The sequence below is a fragment of the Pacificibacter marinus genome, assembly GCF_900109555.1.
Classification (GTDB): Bacteria; Pseudomonadota; Alphaproteobacteria; order Rhodobacterales; family Rhodobacteraceae; genus Celeribacter; species Celeribacter marinus_C.
Genome location: NZ_FNZV01000004.1, coordinates 138,518 through 160,230, shown reverse-complemented (window position 1 = coordinate 160,230; position 21,713 = coordinate 138,518). Strand labels below are relative to the sequence as shown.

Here is a 21,713-nt window from a genome sequence, read left to right as displayed (position 1 = left end):
GGCTCAGTTTAGGATTGATGAAATGACACACGCCATAGACCGCCTTGCCGCGACAATCGAAGAGCGCAAATCAGCCGATGCTGACAGTTCTTGGACCGCCAAACTTTTGGCCAAAGGTGCAGACAAATGCGCCGAAAAATTTGGCGAAGAAAGCGTTGAGGCCATCATCGCCTGTGCCAAAAACGACCGCGAGAATTTAAAATACGAGGCAGCAGACGTGATTTATCACCTTGGCGTTATGCTGGCGGCCCGCGACATTACACTTGGCGAAGTTATGGACGAATTGGATCGTCGTGCGGGCGTTTCTGGCATCGATGAAAAAGCGTCACGCAACTAAAGCGGATATTAAACCGAGCTGACTTTCCCGATTCCAAGCCGCGGAATTTCAATCGCAGGGCAGCGGTCCATCACGACCTCAGCGCCCTGCGCACGTCCCAAGGCTGCGGCTTTGTCATTGACGATTTCAAGCTGCATCCAGATGGTTTTAAGCCCCCGCAGGTGCTCTAACGCTTGTTCCACCACGGGCAGAACATCTTCTGATTTTCGGAAAATATCTACCATATCAACAGGTTCATCAATATCGCTTAGGCTGGCCACACAGGTTTGACCAAACAGTTCCTTGCCCGCCTGCCCCGGATTGACGGGAATGACTTTGTACCCTTGCGCCGTCAAAAAATTGCCAACGCGGTGCGACGCACGCTCTGGGCGTGACGATGCACCAACCAGTGCAATCACACGTGTCGAGGTCAAAATTCGTACGATATCGGGGTCACTCAGACGGTCAATTTTGCTCATAGATTTAAGATAGTATCGTTTTTTGAAAAAACATCCACGCCGCATCAGATCAGCCAAATTGCGCTGACCCAACAATCCAGTTTGCGGCATAAAAAAGCCCGAGCCGGGGAAGGGCTCGGGCGAAGTGTGGAACGAGGGACAATAAAAGATCTGCGCGTGTTCCAGTGCGCGTCTCCTGATAGAGATAGGGTTGAAAGCGGAGTTTAAAAGAGAGATCAGATAAATGTGAACAGAGCGTGATGACGTGTACACATTTAGATGGCTCTTTTAGTGTGTGCTTAGGCTTGGCCAGTTTGCTTCTGCCAACGCAATGTTCGCTTCCATATCTTCAAGCCAAATTGTGCGCACGTTGAGCGAGAAGTTCAGATACAATTTGCCGTCATGGATGGTCCAAGCTTCGGGGTCGCCCGGTGCCAATGCCCCTTTGGACGCCGCATATGCGCAATATCCACCAAACTGCGGCGCATACGCTTTCGGGTCAGCCATAAAGGCTGCTTTGTTTTCAGACGAGGCAAAATGCCATGTCTCGCCGCCCCACTCAAATGCATACGCTGGGTCGCCCTGAACAGGTGCGCTTTGCGTAAAGTATGCAACGGGGTCTGTGCCGCCAATGGCCAAACCATCTTTGGTGTGAATGGTCATTTTGACCATATCTTGCGCGATGCCAGCAAGTGGAGACAAGACAAGTCCCGTTAGAGGAGCAAGACCGAATGCGAGAATTGAGCGACGTGAAATCATGAAGTATCCTTTCGTTTCATCGAAAAGATGTCTGCAGAAGGGCCAACTGACCAGCCCCTCCACGCAAGCGTGACCATTCGTTACCGCTTGGACGCTGAATACAACGCCACAGCAGCCGCGTTTGACACATTCAACGAGCCAAAGTCACGTTTGTAGGGGATCTTGACCAAAACATCACAGGTCTCTTTGGTTTTTTGACGCAGGCCCGGTCCTTCGGCTCCCATGATCAAAGCCACAGGTCTGTCAGACAAATCAGCCAGCGCGGCGTCCAGTTCAACCTCAGCCTCGCCATCAAGTCCCAAACAAATGAAACCCATTTCTTGCAGCTTTGTCATCGTGTCAGACAGGTTGCGCACCCGTAAATAGGGCTGACGTTCCAATGCGCCGGACGCTGTTTTCGCCAAAGCGCCCGTTTCAGGGGCCGCGTGACGCGCTGTCGCGATCACAGCTTCGGCTCCGAACACTTCAGCAGAGCGCAAAATCGCGCCCACATTGTGCGGATCAGTCACTTGATCGAGCAACACAACAGTTGGTGCACCCTCACCCGCGGCCAAACAGACCTCTTCGATCGAGCCCCATGACAAAGGTTTGACTTCTAAAGCGGCACCTTGGTGAACGGATTGCGCATCAATCGGCACATCAAATTTACGCGGCTCCACGATTTCGGGGTCCATGCCCGAAAGTTCGATATCGCTGGCCAACTTGTCGAAAGCGTTTTTGGTCACAACAAGCTTGATCTTTTCACGATCAGGGTTGCGCAAAGCATCGCGCACCGCATGCAAACCAAACAGCCAAACCGTCGTCGCGGCAGCTTTACGTTTGTCTTGTTCTTTTTCGACGACCCATTTGGGTTTTTTCATGACCAGATATCCCATTTTAACGTGCGCCCCTTCCTTGCCTTGCTGTTTGTTCAGATACAAGCAATTTTCCTGTTGACGCCCCCGCAGTCCACTTGTATCCACCCCGCACACAACGATGCAAATGCATCCGAGTGGGCGACGGGCTGCAAGGTGCGGCAGCGGATTGTAACTCCGCCGGGGAGACCCACGCCTGGTTCGATTCCAGGGTCGCCCACCATTTAACTAAATATTCATTGAAATTCAATGAATTGGTGTCCCGCAGCGTCGAAAACCGCTCTTAATGATATCAATAGGTTAGCACCAAGGTGTCCCGCATATTTCATATTCTGAGACGTTATAGAATAGCCTTATATGAAGGTCATTTAGGTTCAATTACGCAAAAAGCTAAAACCGCCCTCACAGACACCTCAGCAACCTATCAAATATCAAAAATTGTGCCCTTGTGAAAACAAATTTGAAAGTTAGCGCATATTAGGCTGTTGCTCTATAGGACCAGCCTAATTTTCTGGTCCGGTCAAGATTTAGCGCCACCTCAAGTGCCAGTTTAAGACACCTAGCGCTCGAAAGCGACAAGGCTTTTCCAACGTCCAGTTTTCGCGTCGATCAACAATAAGCACGAGAATCCCGTCTTCATGCTCGTTGCCGAGCGAAGCTGCGAAAGGCCAGTATCCCGTCTGAAGATTTTTTTGCTGTTTTGGATGCCTTCGTTGTGACTGACAGCATGAGCGTCGGCGGGCCGCGCGCAACAGCAGACACCCCTTTTGTCCGCGCGGCTTCCTCAGATGGCTGACGGAGCCGTTGACGCCGTGCATGTTTTAGAGCGCGGTCATCTTATAGGGATCGTCACACGCACCGATTCTTATTAGCGCTTTGGCGCGGAAAAGTCTGGATAAATGACTTATAGAATGTTGAGGCATTCTAGGGTTGTTCAATCAGAACTTAGCAAAACCATTTGCTCGCCTCATGTTAAAAAAACTCCTTTTTAGCATATGCGAGAACACCTAGCTTGGTATTCTATAACTCCGTTCAAAACCTCATCAGTCGTTTAAGGTGTTTAGTTTTATGGTGTTAGCAGGCATTCATGGTCAATGCAGGATCCTGCACTTTGAACTCGAAGCAGATCCTAGCTGCACCTCTCACAGGATCGTCAAGTTTAAGGTCCGCTTCTGCTTTGGTCGAATTGAGACTTCTCACCCACCGCGAAAAGGTCTGCAATCCATGGGTCGCCTACAAGCGCTGCCAAAACTAGACTTTGGTGCAGTTCGCAGTGAGCGGCGAAAATGAGATGGCTCACGTGTGTTTTGCTTTGCACCCAACGTCCGTGTTGTAGAGTTCCTTTACTCAAATCCCCAAATTTTTTTGGCTTCCTTTTTGAGTTTTTTTGCCTCTAACTCGCTCATGTATAGGTAGACGGCCTCCCTGTCATTTTCGTACGTTTTCATAGCGGATCGCCATACTCGAAATACCGAACGTGGCGACCATGGCAGTGCGGCTTGTGAAAGCCATCCCCGCAAATCCGATGGCAGCCGGTCATAGTCTGCCATCGGATTTCCAGATCGCTTTCTGCGACGCAAGCTCGTACGTGTATTGCTTTTATATCGCGCAAAGGGATCTTTCTTGTGAGCTATGTGATTTACGTCGCGTCGGGGGCACGACGCCATTTGGGAAATGGATCTGCTAAATGGGTCCACGCCTCGGGGGTGAAGCTGTGTGCATCCTCGACAAGGGCGGCATCCAGTGCGGCAATGATCCCGTCTTTTTCCAGCCCTGCACCGATAAAGACCAACTCTTGACGGCGATCCCCAAATGGTTCTTGCCAGTGTCGCTCAAGATAAGCAGTTGCCTGCGGGGTATCGGGGCGCCGATCTAGGGGTACGGTGGCCCACCAAATGCCCAAGGGTTTGATGCTTGTCATCGCGCCAGCCAGTGAGAACTCAGCAAGCCAATCGGGTTGCGTGGCAACCCAAAAATGCCCTTTGGCACGAAGGACGCCGGGGAGAGGCCCGTTGAGCGCTGCGTGCAGTTTTTGCGGATCAAACGGCTTGCGTGCGCGATAAACGAAAGATGAAATTCCATATTCTTCTGTTTCGGGAATATGATCGGCAAAGCCATAGAGTTCTTTGGCCCACAATGGATTTTTTTGTGCCTTTTCAAAATCAAACAGACCGGTGTTGAAAATTCGGTCATGGGGCACTTTGCCGTAATCTGCCTCGATAATCTGTGCATCAGGGTTCAGCGCCACAACGATCTTACGCGCGGCATCAAGTTGTTCGTGACTGGCATCCGTTGCCTTATTGAGCACGACCACATCGGCAAATTCGATCTGTTCCACCAGCAAATTGACCAAACTGCGATCATCGTTTTCGCTCATGACTTCGCCGCGATCTTTCAAAAAATCATGGCTGGCGTAGTCTTTGAGTAAATTTACAGTGTCCACAACCGTGACCATCGTATCAAGGCGGGCCACATCTGACAGGCTCACGTCGTTCTCATCGCGAAAGTCAAACGTGGCGGCAACAGGCAGTGGCTCTGATATGCCTGTCGATTCAATCAGCAAATAATCGAACCGGCCTTCGGCTGCGAGCCGTGTCACCTCTTGCAGCAAGTCATCGCGTAAAGTGCAGCAGATACATCCGTTGGTCATCTCTACGAGCTTTTCTTCTGTATGGCTCAAACCTGCGCCGCCCTCTCGAATGATGTCTGCATCGATATTCACTTCGGACATGTCGTTCACAATGACCGCAACGCGGCGGCCATCTCTGTTGCGCAGAACTTCGTTGAGAAGAGTGGTTTTACCCGCACCGAGAAAGCCGGAAAGGACAGTAACTGGGAGACGTGTATCTTGGAGTGTCATGGTCTGTGGCCTAGCTTTTGAATGTTCGTTTGGATCAAAACAACGCGCCAGAGAAGGCCCCGTGCGTTGTTCGCTCGAAGAACGAGGTCTCCGAGTTTTGTGCGTGACTTAATGCGCCATCATCTCGTGTGCGATGTCTCCACCACTCATTTGAGCTGGGAAATAAGTTGGCCAGTTGGTCACTTCCTTCAGCAAAGCATCACGGTCGTTGCCCCAGTAAAGGTGGTAGTGGTCTGCCTTTGTTGGAACAATCTTGTGGTCGCTAAATTGAATGGATGTCGGCGCTTCAGCGTCGCCACCTGATTTTTTGAACAGAAAGCGCACACCTTGATTGCCAGATTCATATGTCAGGATTTCGTAACCGTCGCCTTCGTACTCACCTTGGATAGGCGTACCATTGCGAAAGAACGTCACAGTCGTGTCATCGATCAAAATACGCTCTACGTCGGTTTTATAGCCAGTTTGGTAATACGCTTGGTATTCTTCGGCGGTCTTTTCGCCACTTTCAGTCTTGTGCACCATGACTGCATCTAAAGTGCCATCTTGTAGGTAAGGATAGATCGACTGCCAATCCGCCGCCCAATCGGACAAGGCGCGCGCTTGAACTTCGGATGCATCGATAAGAGCAACCTTTTCAGCTTGATGAGTATGGGTGTGTGCTGTTTTTGTCTGAGCCGTCGCCGGTATTGAGAAAGCGACCAGTGCGCCAATTGCGAGGATGCCTGCGTGTTTGAGTGCTGTGTGTTGCATAAGATGTCTCCAGTTCTTACCAGTATTGATATATTATAACATAACAACAAATGGGCTACATGGATCAAATACATTTTGCAAGGTTTGTTAATAGTGGGTGGTGAGACTTAGCTTGGTTGTGAGTGGTCTGGGCAGCAAATGTCCTGTGTGGATGGCTCTTGCATAGCAAGGCATATTTGATCCGATTTGTGCATTAGTCAGAAGCAGTCATGTGTTCCCATTGCCGGCTGGGTATTGCGAACCAAGTACCTTACAGCTCAGTGGGCAATTGCGCCCGGGACTTTCGACGGGGTGTCTTGGTTTTGGCGGCAGACTTATGCACCATCATCTCGCGGGTCTTGGCTCAACTCGTTGCGGCTAATCCTTTCAGGCTGTGTGAGGCGTATATCGTTCGTTGCAGGTCAGAACTGCCCAGACGATCCGAGCGGTCTTGTTGGCCATAGCGACAGTCGCCAAGCGCGCGGGTTTTCGCTCTAGCCGCGATATCAGCCACTTACTTGCCCGCTCCGGATGCGACTTGGTCTGTTGGACAAGCGACGTCATACCAACAACGAGCAATGATCGTGGGTATTGATCTCTCATTTTGTGATGCGCTCAAGCTTCTCTTTGCCACCGTTGGATTTGTTCGCAGGCGTCAGACCCAACCAAGCAGCACACTCACTCGGAAGCAGCTTCTCTAATAATCTAAGACAGGAATTCCCTAAAGCAGTCGCTCGTCGTCGGCGCAGCATCGGTCATGTTGGGCTCAAACCTGACTTTGGCTGCATCTTATTCCAAAGACCGCCTTGCGGAAATCCCACTCCGTCGCTGCACGGGTATTATGTCTGACAATTCTCTCTTCTATTGGTCGCGGAAGACACGCGGTATTTGTTCCAACGAAACTTATACGGTAGCGTAGATGAGTTGGAATTTTTCAGGAAACCAGAATGAGCAACATAACTCCAAAAATCGACTTTCAGAAAGAGCTTTCGGGCCTGTTTGACTTAAAAGGCAAAGTCGCGTTTGTGCCTGGGGGGTATGGCGGTATCGGCGAAGCTATCGCGTGGGGGCTTGCGCTCTCTGGAGCCAAAATTATGATCGCTGGCCGTGACCTTGAAAAGTCTGAAAAGTTGGCGGCTCAACTTTCGAACGCGGGGCACGATGCCAGGGGGATTGCTGTTGATGCAACATCCGTTGCAGATATTGAACGGGCGGTTCAGGACACGATGGACGCCTTTGGCCAGATCGACATCTTGATGAATTGCGTAGGCACCCAAAAGGAACAGCTCCTGCTTGATGTAACAGAAGAAGCCTTTGATGAAGTTTATCAGGTGAATTTGAAGTCAGCGATGTTTCTGGCGCAAAGCGTCGCCAAACGGCAAATTGCGGGCGACAATGGTGGCAAACAAGTTCACCTGCTATCAGTTCGTTCTCAATTTGGACTGCGTGATCGGGGCTATTCTGCTTATTGCAGTACCAAAGGCGGGATGGTTATGTTGATCAAACAGCATGCCATGGAGCTGGCACCAAAAGGCATAACAGTTAACGGCATTGCACCGACCTTTGTCTATACCGAGATGATCAAACACGTCATGGAAAACGATGAGTTTCGCCAAGGTCTGTTGGACCGTATTCCACTTGGCAGGATCGCCGATCCCAAAGATGTCGTCGGGCCTGCGCTATTTTTCTGTGCGCCTGCATCGGGTTTTGTTACCGGGCAAACGATGTACGTCGATGGTGGCATAACGTCCAGTCAGTAAGTTCCCTGAGCGCTTTGCAGATGAGGTGATGCGTGCGAACCCGACATTCGTGAACCGTGCAGCGTTTGTCATCATGGGCTCGAAACGGACATTCTCTACATTCGCACATCAAACAAAGCTTGGTTGTAACCCCGAGTGTCTGCTTTCTACAAGTTGCACGATTGAATTTGAGGGCGCGGCGAAGGTCCGGTTTTCGCCCAAAGTGTTGAGCAACACGAACGGCCATTTGCGGCCTTTGGAGAAGATCGTTGATGCTGCTGGAGTTTCCCGAAAGCGGTCACTGGGGACGTAGTGCAGCATTTTGATTAGTCGGATGGCCAAAGTGCGAGACGAAGCCAAAATTATAATCTATCTCGCTCGCATAGCACTTCGCTTCAGGCCGGGGGCAATTCCATGGACCCGTTTGAAGGCACGCCCGAAGGCGGGTTCTGAGCTATAGCCAACGCGTTCGGCAATCATTGCGACCGTGAGATCAGTTTCTTCAAGCAGAGACGTCGCGGCGGACATGCGCCAATTGGTCAGATAAGTCATAGCACTTTGCCCGACCAGCTTTGTGAAACGAGCCGAAAACACCGAACGCGACAGAGCCGCTTCTTTGGCAATAGAGGCCACCGACCACGGCATCTCGGGGTTGCGGTGTATTGCGGCGAGCGCGCGCCCAATCTGTGGATCACGCAGCGCGGCAAGCCAGCCTTGGCGAGCTTCAGGAGCTGAGTCAAGCCAAGCGCGGATCGCCTGAATAATGAGAATGTCGGCCAGCCGAGTTAGCACCGTTTCGCCGCCAGGTCGTAAGTTCGCAGCTTCGCGCGTCACGTAGCGCAGCGTGCTTTCCATCCAACCATCGGTCTCTTGATCCCAGCCTTGGTAAAATATTGTTTCGGGCAAATGTGTAAGAAACTGTCGGGCAATCTGGCTGTCAAACTGGACCACGCAATAGGTGGCACGGGTTTGATCGCCCGTACCGCCGTGCTGCAAAATCTCGTAGCGTTCAGTGATAGGTGTGACAGGCAGTGAGTTGAGCGGAACGACCTTGGTTCCCGGGGCATCGCGCATCTTGTGCGGCACACCGTGCGGGATGAGTGTGAGGCTACCCGGCTCGAGCCATCGCGCGACCGTGTTTCCGACCTCGAACCATACACGCCCCGAGGTCACCACCAAGAAGCCCATCAAACCGTCAAGATGAGGGATTTCAATTCCCCAAGGTGCACGAAGCTCCGCCCGGCAATAGAGCGTGCCCTGCATCCGCAAGGCGTGAAGCGTGTCACTTAAAGGATCAAGCCCTAAGGGCAGTGTGGTTGTAGGATCAGTCATACCCGCACAGTAGCATCATAAATCCAATTCGCCAGTAATACAGGACGAATGGATATGAAAACAGGATGAAACGTAATTCAAAATATGTGCTTCAGGGGTAAGTTGCACCTATCAGCACACACAGGCACCCAAATTGGAAAACGAACAATGACCCTAACGAATATGACCAAGACCACCCTAGCTTTGGCCGGTTTCATCGCTTTGATGATCGGCGCGGCCGTTCTTTTTGCACCGGTTCCGTTTTATGCCCTAAGCGGCGTCACTTTGCCTGATGACGTCAACCTTGTTAGCGATATTCGCGCTTTTGGGGGCGGACTTTTGGGGGCTGGCCTCTTCGTTACCCTCAGCCTGTTTCGCCGATCCTTAAGGTTGCCGTCCCTGATTGCCGCAGCAACCGTATACGCAGGCTTCGGACTTGCCCGCTTGTGGGGGATCACCGTGGATGGGCTACCTGAAGCAACGTATCTGTGGGTTCTGGCCATCGAATTGATCGTAGCAGCGATGTGCGCCATTCTTGTATTCAAATCATCGGGTTCGGCGGGACCATAACCATGCCTTCAAAGACTGGCGGCACGAAATCTTTCACGCGGCTGTGCAGTGCAGCTTCGGCGATTCAGGCTTGAATTATGCGACCCACCGATAAAAGCGGTCTGGCGTCACTGCCCTGCAATTGCCACTGCTGCCATGTTTTCCTTGGCCATGCGTGCCGCCGCAGCCATCATCAATGGACCAACACCCTTTGGATCATCGGACACAATATCTTCCGAGATATAGTATTCCGCCGTCCCATCCCTAAACCTGCCTTTATACATGCCAAGCCCAGCCACATGGCACATCTGTGCCATCTCGCGACCACCGTTGTTGGTTTCGACAACCGAGCGGTCAATCAAATCAGACAATAGACCCTCCGAAGAGCCACCCCAAAAGCCCAGCGCTTCGCCTTGAATAAGAGAGTAGCAGAACATCGCCGAGGCGGAACTTTCCGTCCAATTCCCGTTCAAGCCCGGTTGATCCATGACCTGTAGCCACATCCCATCCGGCTGACGCCACCGTAGGATTTCATCAAACAGCGCATCTGCGCGGTCTTTGAGTTGCGCGAAACGGTCAGGGCCTACTAGCTCTGCGATATCGACAAGCGCCATGGCCAACCAGCCCACTGCACGCGACCAATGCGCCTGTGTGTGACCGGTTTCATCATGTGACCAACTCTGTTTGCGCGCCTCATCATAAGCGTGGGCATATAGTTTTGTTGCGGGATCAAATGTTTTGTCCAACGCCACAGAGACTTGCATCAATGCATCCTCAACTAAGGCGTCGTTTCCGGTAAGCAAACCATATTCGATCTGGAACGGAGGGCCCATGTAGAGTCCATCCAACCAAATCTGCCAAGGATAACGGTTCTTGTGCCAATAGACGTTGGATTTTGTGCGTGGCTGCGTTTCTAACTGGCGGATCAGTAGAGCCGCTGTGTCCATATAGGCCGGATCCCCAGTCACACGGTACAAGAACAAAAGCGCGCGGCCGGCCATGATATCGTCGATGTTGTAATCATTCGCATCATAATCCAGTAGTGCGGGACCCTCCAAAATCTGCGGCGCGATCAACCGTTGAACATGCTCCAACCAACGGTTTTCTCCGGTGCTATAGTAAAGACGTTCACACCCGCGATAAATCAACCCATCTTCATAACACCATGCCCCGCCTTTATAGGGTTTGTGGTTCGTCACATAGCTATCGAAGTAGTCCATCAACATAATTGTGTTTCTTTCTTTTCGGCTAAAACAGTGATGACTCCGTTGACCTCTGCAAAATCAGCGATGACACCCGCATGCCGGACAGGATTCATACCGCAGGTCATAAGGGGGACGTCAGCAATCGCGCCCGCGTCATAAGACACCACGAAGTTCTGTATGCTGACATCTGTGATTGGCGCTTCTGGCAAACCCAGCAAGGCGACTGCGGCCAGTGCCACGCCGTCTGCGGTTACGTTGATTATCTCGATGTCGGTGATCTGTGGCGTGGTGATATCAACCGGTGCCAGCGCTCGCGACTGCACCCAATCATCCTTGCCATCGGGATCGCAAAAATAGAACGCATTAGCCGCGAAAGGAGTAGCAACGCCGTGCATTGCAACTTCGCGAACACGCAAGCCGCCAATAACCCCGCCACGCCCACGTCGGGTTTTCAGGCGCACGCCACGGTCTGTCTTGTTAAACTCGCAGTTCTCTACTGTGACGTCGCGAATATCGCCCGACATTTCCGAGCCAAGCACAACAGCGCCGTGTCCGCGTTCCATTAAGCAATGAGAAATTGCGATGTCGCGGCAAGCCTTTAGATGCGCATCCTGTCCAGCGGACCGTTTGCCCGCCTTGATGGCGATGCAGTCATCCCCGACAGAAAAGGCAACACCGACAATTTTCACCCCTTCGCAGCTTTCGGGGTTCAGCCCGTCGGTGTTCGGGCTGTCCGAAGGGTTTTCTATTTTGATCGAGGCTGCCGTGAAATCGCGACAGCAATAAGGGTGCACAGTCCAAGACGGTGAATTGCGTACCGTGACTCCGCTCAACGTTACACCGTCGGAATGGACGATTTGCACTGTTCTTGGCCTGCGGGCACCATCACGGGTTTCTTTCGGCCAGCTCCACCAATCGCCACGATCTCCGCCGCCATCAATGATCCCCCGCCCCGTTATCGCAAGTTCGTGGCAATCAATTGCGGTAACCAGCGACGCATAGCACCGTTCTGGCAGGCCTTCCCAAGTGGCGATCACTCGGCCTGTGTCATCGTGTTCGAGCAATTGCGGCCAACCTTCACGATTTGCAATCGCTGCAAGTTCTGCGCCTTCATCCAGCAGAAGTGTCATTTCGGAGTTTAGAAAAACCGGCCCCGTCAAAAAACGGCCTGCGGGCAGGCGCAGGGTGCCTCCTTTGGGCACGGCGGAAATAGCTTTCGCTAAGGCTACCGCGTTGTTGGAGCTATCAGGCGAGACCCCATAATCACAAGCATCCACCAAACCGGCGCAGTCAGCCGTAAGAATATCAATCTGGCCGATCGGTGTGCTCAGAACATAGGATTGCGACGGTTCAAGTCCATCCAAGAACAACGACACGGTTTGTGTTGTTCCGCTTGCTACTTGATCTCCGCCACGCAAACGCAACGTCCAATCAATCGCGGTTGTCAGCGTGAAATAGGCACCCATTGGCGCGATCAAAACCGCGGCCGTTTGGGACGTCACACATAAAAGGCGAAGTGAGGAGGGCATAAGTATTTCCAAAACTAAGGTAATGGGGCCACAGTAAACGTGCGGCCCCAACTCTTCAGTTACTTGATGTCTTCTAGCGCTTCTTGGATCGCGAAGATCATCTCTTCTGCTGCAGTTTCAGCGTCGATTTCTCCGTAAGCAAACATTTCAAGGTTATCCACCATAGCAGATCGCACAGACGGGAATTCCATCATTGGATGGATCGCTGGACCTTCGGCGTTGATGACCTTGGCCTGAGCTTCGATCTGGACGTCTTGGATCGCGTCGGCGGACAGCAATTGCTCACGCGCGGTTGCTGACGCTGGAATGCCACGAGCTGTGCCCATTGCGGCAACGCCCTCGGGTTCATTCAGCAAGCAGTTTAAGACTTCCGCTGCCGCTTCTTGCTTCTCGGAGTTTGCGGAAATTGAGAACACCATGGACGCCTTACGGTAAATACCCGTGGTCCGCTGACCGTCTTGAGTCAAGAGGTCGACATACTCAACTTCCTGACCATCTGCGAGCGGGTCAGAAATTTTGAAGTATGTGGAATCCCACTGGTAGGTTCCCGCGATCTGGCCGTTGGACCATTCAGGATTCTCGTGCAGTGGCACGTTGCCATCGGCTGCGCGATCTCTCCAGCTTTCGATGACGTTGTTGTCGACCAAAGTCTGGTAGAAGTTGATCGCGTTGACCAAATCATCTTGGGTCCAAGCGATCTCATTGGTGTCTGGATCAATCAGCGCTTTGCCGGTCGCCTGTGTACCGTAGAGGGTCATCAACAGAGCCGCATCAAGACCGCCGGCCTCAAACGGGTAATACCCTTCACCCAGTTTTTCCGCAAAGACCGGTCCGGCCGCGATAAGGTCATCCCATGTTTGTGGCAGATCAAGACCCGCCGCCGCATAGGTTGTCGTGTTGAATACAAACAGACGGCCCGTAGTGGAAATCGGCAAGCCGTTCAGCGCGCCATTCATGGACCCTGCTTCGACTTGCGCTGCATCCCAGTTGGACAGGTCGATTGTGTCTGCATGGTTGTTGAGATCCGCAAGTCCGGTGCCGTCAGCGGAGTAGAACGATAGCCACGGCCAATTGACCTGCATCAGGTCAGCCTCGGTACCACCGGCAATCTGCGTCGTCAGCTTCTCAAAATGGCCGCCCCAACCCGTGAATTCAGGGCTGATTGTGTGACCATACTTGGCGCCGCAAACCTCCAAGGCTGCCTGTGTTGCCGCGTGACGGCTATCGCCACCCCACCAGCTCATTCGTAAGTCTTCTGCCACGGCTGCTGTGGCCATCGCCGTCGTGCATAGTGCAAGGCTTAGGGTAGTAAGTTTCATTGTATTCCTCCCTTTTGAAACTTGGACTTGGGTCACGCGAGCGAGATATTGGCGCCCGTGTGGATGTCAAAAACATGCATCTTCGAAGTGCGCGGACGAAGGCCAACGCGATCCCCACGTTGCAAGTTCTTGTCGAATTGATCTGATGGAACGACGCAGACGAATGTTTCGCCGCCAACGTCCGCATGCAGGTTGACCTCATGCCCCATGAATTCGAGGTTCACGATTTTTCCGGTCAATGCATCATCGGCATCCGCCGCAACGATCTCGAGGTGCTGCGGGCGGATGCCCATAGTCACGCGCCCCCCGCTGCTTTCCAACCGCGCCTCAAGGTCTTTGCCAACGCTAATCGACTGACCATCCAAGGTCAGCGATTGCCCGCCCTTACCGCCCGCCAAAGCCGCTGGAACCAAATTCATCTCTGGCATGCCGATAAAGCCCGCGACGAATGCGTTGGCGGGGCGATCATATAGTGTGGTCGGATCGGCCACCTGCATGATATGCCCGTCTTTCATCACGCAAATCCGGTCGCCCATGGTCATGGCCTCAACCTGATCGTGGGTCACATAGACCACCGTCGCCGGGCGCGCTTCGTCGCGAAGGCGCTTATGCAGGTCAGTGATCCGAACGCGCATAGAGGCCCGCAATTTCGCGTCCAGATTGGACAGAGGTTCGTCAAACAGGAACACTTCTGGCTGCTTGATCAACGCACGACCCAAAGCCACGCGCTGCGCCTGCCCCCCTGAAAGCTGTTTGGGCAGACGATCCAGAAGCTCTTCGATTTCCAAAACGCCGGACACGTCCTGTGTGGCGCTTTCAATCTGCTCTTTTGGTTGCCGTTTCAGACGCAGTCCAAACGATAGATTGCGACGCACCTGCATGTGCGGATAAAGCGCGTAGTTCTGGAACACCATGGCAATGCCACGCTTTCCCGGCACCAGATCATTGACGACCCTATCTCCGATAAGGACTTCGCCGCCGGTGATTGTCTCAAGGCCCGCAATCATGCGCAGCGTCGTGGATTTGGCACAGCCTGAAGGCCCGACCAGCACCATGAATTCACCTTCTTTCACATGCAGGTCAATGCCATGCACCGCCTTGAAACCATTGCCATATGACTTTTCGACAGATCTGAGTTGTAGTTCAGCCATTAACCTTTCACGCCTCCGGTAGATATGCCTTCGATGAAGGACTTTTGAGCGATGAAGAACACGACAAGTGATGGCGTTAGCGCCAAGACGGTCATCGCAAGGATGGAATTCCAGTTGAAGGCTTCGGTGGCATCAATCGACAACTTCAGTGCAAGGCTGACAGGGTATTTTTCAACCGTGGAAATATAGATCAGCGGCCCGAGGAAATCGTTCATCGTCCACATGAATTGGAACAGGCAAACAGAGACCAGCGCCGGCATCAAAATCGGCACAACGATAAAGATCAGCGTCTGGGCTGTGTTTGCCCCATCCACCCGAGCGGCTTCTTCCATTTCCCTTGGGATCGCCCGAAGAAACTGGATCATCATGAAGACAAAAAACGCATCCCCCGCGAGCCAGGCCGGTGCGATGAGTGGCAGGTAGGTATCAAGCCACCCCAGTTCGCGGAACAAAAGATACTGCGGAATCCGTGTTACAACGTCCGGGAGAAGCAGCGTCGCAATCAGAATCGCAAACAGGATTTTCTTTCCGGGAAACTCGAACCGCGCAAAACCGTAGGCGACCAACGTGCACGAAATGGCTGTGCCGATGACCTTGGGAATGACGATCTGCATCGAGTTGAAAAAGAACGTCGCAAAAGTGTAGGGCGTCGATGTTTTCCACCCATCAATATACCCCTGAACGGTTGCGTCTTTTGGCCAGAACCAAGCGCTTGAGAACATCTCGGCGTTTGATTTGAAAGACGCGCCGACCAGCCAGAGCAATGGATAAATCATGACAAATCCGACAACGGTCAGCAGCGTATACCGCAACACCGCGTTCCAACGGGATCGGCGTTGCAGTTTGATCTGAAGCGCTGTTGGCGGTTCGGTGCTTTCGGACAAGGGTTGAATAAGATCACTCATCGGTTCAATCCCTCTTGTCGCCAGCATAGTAGACCCACTTTTTCGATGACCAGAAGGCGATCAAAGTGAGCACCATGATGATGGTGAACAACACCCACGCGATGGCAGAGGCATACCCCATGTCAAAATTCTTGAAGGCTTCGTCATAAATGTAGAGTGGCAAAAGATAGGTATTCTTCAGCGGTCCACCCTCGGTGATGATGTAGGGGCCGTTGAACTCCTGAAATGCCTGAACCGTTTGCATGATCAGGTTAAAGAAGATCACAGGCGTGATCAGCGGCAGGGTGATATAGCGGAAAATATGCCAGTTTCGCGCGCCATCAATCGACGCCGCCTCATAGAGCGATTTGTCCATGGATTGCAGCGCCGCAAGAAAGATCACCATTGCAGAACCGAACTGCCAACACCGCAAGATCGTGATGGTCACAAGCGCATTGTCAGGGTCACCAAACCAGTTGACTGGCTCTCCGCCAAAAGCGGTGATGATCATGTTAATCAGCCCAGCTTGCGCAAATATATAGCGCCACAAAACCGCGATCGCGATCGATCCGCCAAGGATTGACGGCACATAATATGCGGTTCGAAACAAGTTGATCCCACGCAGCTTGTCATTCAGCACCACCGCAATAAACAACGCAAAGGTCAGTTTGATCGGCACGGTCATAAAGACATATGTCAGGGTCACAGACAGTGATTTGTTGAACGTACGATCCCGCGTAAACAGCTTTTCGTAGTTGTCCGTTCCCACCCATTCCGGTGAGCTCAGCAAATTGTAGTCCGTAAAGCTGAGATAGAATGATGCGACAAACGGGAAAGCTGTAAACAACAGCAATCCAACTGCGTATGGTGCCACATACCAAAGACCAAGAAATTTACTATCACCGCCCATTAGACTGTCCCTCTCAAAGTTTCTGGGATCAGACTAGCGGTCGCGGCGACCATTCGGTCGAAAATTTCTCGTGCGTCTCCATCTTTTATCGCAGCCAGCAGCGGGTCTGCGCGGAAAAGCGGGAAAATCGCATCTCGATCTCCATGCAGCACAGCCTTTACCATTTGTGATTGCCTGTTGGCGTGTCCGTTGACGATCACCTCCAACCCATCGGGCAGTTGTCCGGCAGGTTGCGGCACAATTCCGGCTTGATTGAACGTGGCATTGGTTTCCACAATCGCCCCAAGCGGCACGCCATCCAACTGACCGCGGTTGGGCAGATTAGCATTGCTCGTGAACTCACCACCGCCCATCAAGGCAACGATTTGATCAATCATCGCCTCATCTGACCGCCTAGCGGTCACAGGGAAATCACCCGTGCGCGTCTTCTCGGCTCGGGCTTGTTTTTCAGCACGATCACGCTGGCGAAATTCCACAGGGGTCAAAGCAAAACCCCATGCCGCCGGATCACTAAGATATTCGGCTACGGGAAAGAACTCAGCCAAATGCCGATCCCCTGCGGCAGCTGGAATTCCAAAACGCGACAAAAGATCAAAGGCCACAAGGTTTCGCGTGCCAAAGTACTGCCGATGTTCGTCACTTTCGTTGGCTTCGGATTGCCCCCAACCTTTGGTGCGATGCGCCGCGGCAAAGGTCTGGTAGGCCGGCATCATATTCCGCCCGTCTAGGGTGATCCGATCAACAAAAGTGAAGTGATTGATCCCCAACACATTCACGCTGACATCTCTGAACGAATGGGTGTTGTCGTCACCGCACTCTTGGTTGGCAATCCAAGCAACCTGTTTGCGCATTTTCGTAACCTCGTGGCATTCGCCCCACGCCTTGATCTCAGGGAAAACCGAAAACAGGGCGCCGGTCAGTGCGCTCATCGGGTTTGTCAGGTTGCAGACGTATGCGTCTGGTGCGACTTCTTTTATGGCTTTCGCAAACTCGGCCATCATGGGAATAGATCGCAACGCGCGAATGAAACCACCTGGCCCGACGGTATCCCCGACGGCCTGCGGGACTCCGAAAGAAGCGGGAATATTGACATCATAGGCCATATCTTCGAAGCTGCCAGGAAGAATAGAAATCAAAACGATATCAGCATCTTGCAGTGCATCCCCTAAGGTTTCACTTACCTCGAATGTTGCGGGTACACCGCGGGACACATCCGCGTAGCGTGAACCGATATCCGCATTGCGTCGCGCTGCGCTACGGTCAATGTCGAAAAGCCGGACAGTCGCGGCCAACCGGGTATCAAACGCAAGGTCCGCCATCAGTTTCATCGCCCAATTCAAGGACCCACCACCAAGGTAGGCAATCGTCACAGGCCGCGTGTCATCGAAATCGTGCATGAATTTGCCGAAAACCGGGGCTGCGCCCCGTTTTCACCCCTCCCAAGATGTGCAGGATCGGCTTATTTTTGACCGATTTCCCTTATACTTTCAAAATACACCATCTCGACCCCGTTAGTGGATGGTGCTAATCATACAAAATGATAGACAAAAACGTACATTCGTCACTCCGCCATATTCCGATGCGGTCCATGACCCTGCGCTTAGCCCGCCCGACGATCAAAATGGACCATGGGCGGTCGTGGAAAATCGACAAGGTGAACCCAGTAAACGATTTGATTGTGTGCCTATCTGGCCAGGGCAATTACCGGATGGGCGAAGATGATGAACGGATCACCCTTGCGCCAGGGCAAGCTTTACTTGTTCCTGCATACACACGATTTCGCGGTACCCATAGCGGCGGACCAGACCGATACACTGGTATAGCGCAACACTTTGCATTGGAGCTTTTCGGGCGCGGTGACATGGTCAAACAGTTGCAATTGCGCCGATCTGTGACCCTGCCCGATTGGACTTTTAACGGCCCAGTCGTGCAACACTATCGAACCCATTCACCGTCTGGCACAACCACATTGTCTCAACACCATAAATTCATGTTGATCCTTTTGGCTTACTTGGAGACTGCCTTTGTATCATGGCAAAGCCCGCAAGACGTTCCAGACAGCCAAGACCAACTATCAGTCCAAATCATGTTAGCAGCCTCGCGGCTCGCGGCTGATCCGGTGGGTGATGGAATCGAAGAAGTTTTTGCGAAATTGCCCTACAACGAAGACTACTTTCGCCGCGCTTTCAAAGACCGCATTGGTTTGACGCCGACAAAATTCCGAGAATTGAAACGTATGGAATTTGCGGCCAGTCGGCTGGGTATGGGCTTGACCGTCAAAGCCGTTGCTGCGGAACTTGGCTACTCGGATCCCTATTATTTCAGCCGCATGTTCAAACGGTTCATAGGCACTAGCCCCTCGACCTATCGCGAAAAGCCGGATGTTGAACCGGCCCCAAAGGAACCTGGTATAGCGACATGACCGCGCCAAGCTGCCATGGCACGAATTCTCTATCTCCAAGATTCATCGCGTCGCTTTTGGTCCGCTGACCAGAGGCCATCGCGATAATTTATTCCAGAATTTCTGCGCCTTTTTTGCGCAAGTGAAACCCCTCCTGAAATGATACCCCCGCAATTGATGTCCATGTCTTCAGCCATGTTTTCATATAGGGCGTCGTTGGTGGCAATTTTGATTGTCGGCGCTGGTTTGGACCCTAAAGCCGATCCGCGACCAGTGGTGAACACAATCAACTGTGCGCCACCCGCGATCTGGACCTGTCGCGTTTTAGTGCCGCCCCAAGTGCTCGTTAATGCCGACCTTTTGAACCCAAACGTCGCTAGTTGGTAAGTGGCAGCTTCGTGCACGTTGCTGCCGTCCAAACAGTCAAAATGCTGCTATCCCCGCCAACCGAACCTTTGAGGAACCATCGGCTTTACGTTTGTAGTGAACGACAGCAAAATTGAAAAGATTTTGTTTGATATTGCCAATATTTACTGGCAAATAGCATGAAATTTTTTCCGTCAAATAGTGGAACTCAAAAATGCAAGTAAGTGTTCGTGAAAATAACGTTGATCAGGCGCTTCGTGCGCTCAAGAAAAAACTACAGCGTGAAGGCGTATTTCGCGAAATGAGGCTCAAAGAGCATTTTGAAAAACCGTCCGTTCGCAAAGCGCGCGAGAAAAAAGAAGCCATTAGCCGTCAGCGCAAACTGGCACGTAAAAAAGCCGAACGTGAAGGCTGAGGCCAAACTGGAGTACATCAATCAGGAGGTCCAGTTTGAATGTGAGTGCAGGATCGGTCTCCGATCTATAACAATAGCAGTTTGCAACAAACTTTCCCAAACGCCACCTCCGCCAGCTCTCGCGCAACCACCAGCATCTCCCGCGCGAGGGCGCACACCAAGCCGCCGGATCTAAAAGGGCATTTTAAACTCGGCACTAAGATGGCTTTGTGCGCACGCGGTACCAAAGCGGCGGCGACGTTCTGATTGCGCCAGCACCACATTCATAACACACTGTATTTGTTTCACTTCCTCACACCCGATCCAAAACACCAACGCCCACCCCTATGACGCGGATCACAAACCCGCGCACCAAACAGACCACACCCCACAATCTCGGCTGAATTTTTCTGCGCTCACAGAAAAAAATCTCCGCGTAAGGGAAGCACGGATCTAGGGCCAAAAGCCTTCCGGACTTTTGACCCTAGACCCCCAGGTTTGTGGAAATGCAGCTCTATTTGCTTGCGGTGGTCGATGCGCCGTAGCCCTGCATCCGATCCAGAGCGTCGCGCAGGGCTGCTCTCAGCGCGGCGCTGTTGCGCGAGCTGACCGTCCAATCATATTTGCGCAGCACTCCACTCATCGATAGGCCCAGCAAGCACACGGCCCGCACCGCCTCCAAGTCCGAGATCATCTTGCACACGCGCCCTGCCCCGAGTTTTGACGGGCGGACCTTGCGCATCGGCATCGCCACGCCCGACTTTGCGCTCAAGCGCCTCGAACTCTTGGCGGGCTGCAAGTCGCAGAACAACGGCATCCACCCCGCTCGAAAAAGACGACATGGGCGAGCTTATTGAGACGCAGGCCAAGAACATCATGGATCCGACACCCGCGATCCTTGCCGACGTACAGGATGACAACAACGACGATTGGGAAAATCGCCTGATTGAAACCGCCTGCAAGATTGAAGGGCGATACGGCCAGCTCACGCAGCTGCTGTAATCGTCCAAACAGTTCCTCGTTAATGAAACCAGCGATCTGAAACTGACCACCAACCGCGACACCGGCGAAGCGGAAATGAAGTTCATCCTGTCGATCTACAACCCCGAGAAAGCGTTCGAGGTATCCTTCGATGAGTCCCTCGACCTCGCCGTCGCGCACACCGACCTGCCGCTTTTTAAAGGCACGCCAGAAGCGTGATCTCTTTTTCTGGACCTTAAAAACAGGGGCCAGAGATGGACGTCACAGAACGCAGCTGTGGATGCAGCAGGCCTCATGCCAAGCGCCGTCGTAGTAAACAAAGATGGCAGTGTGCGTATTGAGACCACATTTGAAAAATCAATGGACACCATAGAATCATCTGCACAAGTCTTAAAACCCAAAGAATGGGCACAACGGTGAATGTAGTACGCGTAGATTTTCCAAGACTATTAATAGAAAAGAATCGCAACGGAACAAAGCGATATCGTGTTCGTGTCGAAGGCAAAAAACGCAAACGCATGACTGTGCCAGTTGGCCCCGAACACTCCGATTTCCCACATCACTACTATGCTGCGCGTGTTGGCGAAACATGGTCACCATCAACCTTGAAAGTCGCAGAACGATCACTCGATTGGCTCGTTGGGCGTTACCTCGATTTTCTGTCACGGATGGTCGAAGCTGGCCAAATGTTCCCCGCCACATTAAAACAGCGCCGCAGCGTATTGACACGTCTTTGCAACCTTCAGGACCATGATGGCACTCGTTACGGCGACTGCAACATGAATGCACCAACTTCTGCTTTCATTGAAATCCGCGATGCATGGGCAAGCCCCCCCCTCCCCCCGGAGCAGCCGACAATCTCATCAAATCAGTTCGAGCAGTCTATTCTTGGGCTATTGAACGAGCTGAAATCGACCACAATCCTGCGGCGAGCATCGGGCCAATCAACCGAAACCCAAAGGGCGGAGCAACGCCATGGACATCCGCAGACCTGAAAG

The 21,713-nt window shown here is 52.5% G+C and carries 25 protein-coding genes, 1 tRNA gene and 1 pseudogene; 10 read left to right on the top strand and 17 right to left on the bottom strand.

The features are described from left to right. Positions 1–22: 22 nt before the first annotated feature. Entirely contained in the window at positions 23–337 is a 315-nt protein-coding gene (locus BM025_RS07300; RefSeq protein ID WP_085849059.1) for a phosphoribosyl-ATP diphosphatase, read from the top strand. Positions 338–345: 8 nt separating this feature from the next. Here BM025_RS07300 and BM025_RS07295 read toward each other — a convergent pair whose 3' ends face one another. From BM025_RS07295 to rlmB, 3 genes are all read right to left on the bottom strand, one after another. Further along, the gene (locus BM025_RS07295) at positions 346–795 is read right to left on the bottom strand and encodes a CoA-binding protein (protein ID WP_085849209.1); all 450 of its coding nucleotides are present in this window, start codon (positions 793–795) and stop codon (positions 346–348) included. 267 nt (positions 796–1,062) lie between these two features. After that, positions 1,063–1,533 carry a YHS domain-containing (seleno)protein gene (locus tag BM025_RS07290; RefSeq protein WP_085849060.1) on the bottom strand — a complete coding sequence of 157 codons (471 nt, stop codon included), beginning with the start codon at positions 1,531–1,533 and terminating at the stop codon, positions 1,063–1,065. 80 nt (positions 1,534–1,613) lie between these two features. Further along, positions 1,614–2,393 (bottom strand): 23S rRNA (guanosine(2251)-2'-O)-methyltransferase RlmB, encoded by a 780-nt coding sequence (gene rlmB, locus BM025_RS07285; RefSeq protein WP_085849210.1) that lies wholly within the window; start codon positions 2,391–2,393, stop codon positions 1,614–1,616. Positions 2,394–2,526: 133 nt separating this feature from the next. Between rlmB and BM025_RS19150 the strand changes: the two genes are divergently transcribed. Next, positions 2,527–2,610 (top strand) — tRNA-Tyr (locus BM025_RS19150). 1,120 nt (positions 2,611–3,730) lie between these two features. Here the strand turns inward: BM025_RS19150 and BM025_RS19745 are convergent. The 4 genes and pseudogenes from BM025_RS19745 to BM025_RS19740 form a co-directional block, all read right to left on the bottom strand. Further along, on the bottom strand, positions 3,731–3,937 hold the full coding sequence (locus tag BM025_RS19745) for a DUF6525 family protein (RefSeq protein ID WP_085849061.1): 207 nt from the start codon (positions 3,935–3,937) through the stop codon (positions 3,731–3,733). A gap of 89 nt (positions 3,938–4,026) precedes the next feature. Next, positions 4,027–5,247 carry a GTP-binding protein gene (locus tag BM025_RS07275; RefSeq protein WP_085849062.1) on the bottom strand — a complete coding sequence of 407 codons (1,221 nt, stop codon included), beginning with the start codon at positions 5,245–5,247 and terminating at the stop codon, positions 4,027–4,029. Positions 5,248–5,355: 108 nt separating this feature from the next. Beyond that, entirely contained in the window at positions 5,356–5,997 is a 642-nt protein-coding gene (locus tag BM025_RS07270) for a metal-binding protein ZinT (RefSeq protein ID WP_085849063.1), read from the bottom strand. Between the two features lie 366 nt (positions 5,998–6,363). Then, positions 6,364–6,656, bottom strand: a pseudogene (locus tag BM025_RS19740) (transposase); the annotation flags it as partial. Between the two features lie 267 nt (positions 6,657–6,923). On the opposite strand from BM025_RS19740, the gene BM025_RS07260 reads away from it, so the two are divergent. Next, complete coding sequence (locus tag BM025_RS07260; RefSeq protein WP_085849064.1) at positions 6,924–7,736, top strand: SDR family NAD(P)-dependent oxidoreductase; 813 nt, start codon at positions 6,924–6,926, stop codon at positions 7,734–7,736. Between the two features lie 348 nt (positions 7,737–8,084). Here the strand turns inward: BM025_RS07260 and BM025_RS07255 are convergent, their stop codons facing one another. Continuing rightward, the gene (locus BM025_RS07255; protein ID WP_085849065.1) at positions 8,085–9,047 is read right to left on the bottom strand and encodes an AraC family transcriptional regulator; all 963 of its coding nucleotides are present in this window, start codon (positions 9,045–9,047) and stop codon (positions 8,085–8,087) included. 162 nt (positions 9,048–9,209) lie between these two features. Here BM025_RS07255 and BM025_RS07250 point away from each other — a divergent pair, with 162 nt between their 5' ends. Continuing rightward, a complete protein-coding gene (locus tag BM025_RS07250) occupies positions 9,210–9,596 on the top strand; it encodes a DUF4345 domain-containing protein (protein WP_170842144.1) in 387 nt (128 codons plus the stop codon). A 107-nt stretch (positions 9,597–9,703) separates the two neighbouring features. Here the strand turns inward: BM025_RS07250 and BM025_RS07245 are convergent, their stop codons facing one another. Genes BM025_RS07245 through BM025_RS07215 form a run of 7 tightly spaced genes read right to left on the bottom strand, consistent with a single transcriptional unit; the run spans position 9,704 to position 17,970 of the window. After that, positions 9,704–10,801 carry a glycoside hydrolase family 88/105 protein gene (locus tag BM025_RS07245; RefSeq protein WP_085849067.1) on the bottom strand — a complete coding sequence of 366 codons (1,098 nt, stop codon included), beginning with the start codon at positions 10,799–10,801 and terminating at the stop codon, positions 9,704–9,706. Continuing rightward, a complete protein-coding gene (pglA, locus tag BM025_RS07240) occupies positions 10,795–12,309 on the bottom strand; it encodes a polygalacturonase PglA (RefSeq protein WP_085849068.1) in 1,515 nt (504 codons plus the stop codon). The genes BM025_RS07245 and pglA overlap by 7 nt, the downstream gene beginning before the upstream one ends. 59 nt (positions 12,310–12,368) lie before the next feature. After that, positions 12,369–13,628, bottom strand: coding sequence for an ABC transporter substrate-binding protein (locus BM025_RS07235; RefSeq protein ID WP_085849069.1), 1,260 nt, complete (start codon positions 13,626–13,628; stop codon positions 12,369–12,371). Between the two features lie 32 nt (positions 13,629–13,660). Beyond that, a complete protein-coding gene (locus BM025_RS07230) occupies positions 13,661–14,779 on the bottom strand; it encodes an ABC transporter ATP-binding protein (protein ID WP_085849070.1) in 1,119 nt (372 codons plus the stop codon). Then, entirely contained in the window at positions 14,779–15,684 is a 906-nt protein-coding gene (locus tag BM025_RS07225; protein ID WP_085849071.1) for a carbohydrate ABC transporter permease, read from the bottom strand. The genes BM025_RS07230 and BM025_RS07225 overlap by 1 nt, the downstream gene beginning before the upstream one ends. Before the next feature lie 4 nt (positions 15,685–15,688). Further along, positions 15,689–16,573, bottom strand: a complete 885-nt coding sequence (locus BM025_RS07220) for a carbohydrate ABC transporter permease (protein ID WP_085849072.1) — start codon at positions 16,571–16,573, stop codon at positions 15,689–15,691. Next, complete coding sequence (locus BM025_RS07215; RefSeq protein ID WP_085849073.1) at positions 16,573–17,970, bottom strand: family 4 glycosyl hydrolase; 1,398 nt, start codon at positions 17,968–17,970, stop codon at positions 16,573–16,575. The genes BM025_RS07220 and BM025_RS07215 overlap by 1 nt, the downstream gene beginning before the upstream one ends. A 140-nt stretch (positions 17,971–18,110) precedes the next feature. On the opposite strand from BM025_RS07215, the gene BM025_RS19660 reads away from it, so the two are divergent. After that, positions 18,111–18,995: a helix-turn-helix domain-containing protein gene (locus tag BM025_RS19660; protein ID WP_090875297.1), complete on the top strand. Its 885-nt coding sequence runs from the start codon at positions 18,111–18,113 to the stop codon at positions 18,993–18,995. A 29-nt stretch (positions 18,996–19,024) separates the two neighbouring features. Here the strand turns inward: BM025_RS19660 and BM025_RS19485 are convergent, their stop codons facing one another. After that, a complete protein-coding gene (locus BM025_RS19485; protein ID WP_306455986.1) occupies positions 19,025–19,258 on the bottom strand; it encodes a UxaA family hydrolase in 234 nt (77 codons plus the stop codon). Here BM025_RS19485 and BM025_RS19655 point away from each other — a divergent pair. Further along, on the top strand, positions 19,194–19,361 hold the full coding sequence (locus BM025_RS19655; RefSeq protein WP_306455988.1) for a hypothetical protein: 168 nt from the start codon (positions 19,194–19,196) through the stop codon (positions 19,359–19,361). The genes BM025_RS19485 and BM025_RS19655 overlap by 65 nt on opposite strands. A gap of 193 nt (positions 19,362–19,554) precedes the next feature. Beyond that, positions 19,555–19,755 carry a 30S ribosomal protein S21 gene (rpsU, locus tag BM025_RS07200; protein ID WP_085849074.1) on the top strand — a complete coding sequence of 67 codons (201 nt, stop codon included), beginning with the start codon at positions 19,555–19,557 and terminating at the stop codon, positions 19,753–19,755. 596 nt (positions 19,756–20,351) lie between these two features. Here the strand turns inward: rpsU and BM025_RS07195 are convergent. Further along, positions 20,352–20,576, bottom strand: a complete 225-nt coding sequence (locus BM025_RS07195) for a hypothetical protein (protein WP_085849075.1) — start codon at positions 20,574–20,576, stop codon at positions 20,352–20,354. On the opposite strand from BM025_RS07195, the gene BM025_RS19145 reads away from it, so the two are divergent. From BM025_RS19145 to BM025_RS19480, 3 genes are all read left to right on the top strand, one after another. Then, the gene (locus BM025_RS19145) at positions 20,575–20,736 is read left to right on the top strand and encodes a hypothetical protein (RefSeq protein ID WP_170842143.1); all 162 of its coding nucleotides are present in this window, start codon (positions 20,575–20,577) and stop codon (positions 20,734–20,736) included. The two genes, BM025_RS07195 and BM025_RS19145, sit on opposite strands and share 2 nt — an antisense overlap. Before the next feature lie 75 nt (positions 20,737–20,811). Beyond that, on the top strand, positions 20,812–20,934 hold the full coding sequence (locus BM025_RS19610; RefSeq protein WP_280139340.1) for a hypothetical protein: 123 nt from the start codon (positions 20,812–20,814) through the stop codon (positions 20,932–20,934). Between the two features lie 185 nt (positions 20,935–21,119). Further along, the gene (locus BM025_RS19480; protein ID WP_244515536.1) at positions 21,120–21,710 is read left to right on the top strand and encodes a hypothetical protein; all 591 of its coding nucleotides are present in this window, start codon (positions 21,120–21,122) and stop codon (positions 21,708–21,710) included. Positions 21,711–21,713 lie beyond the last annotated feature (3 nt).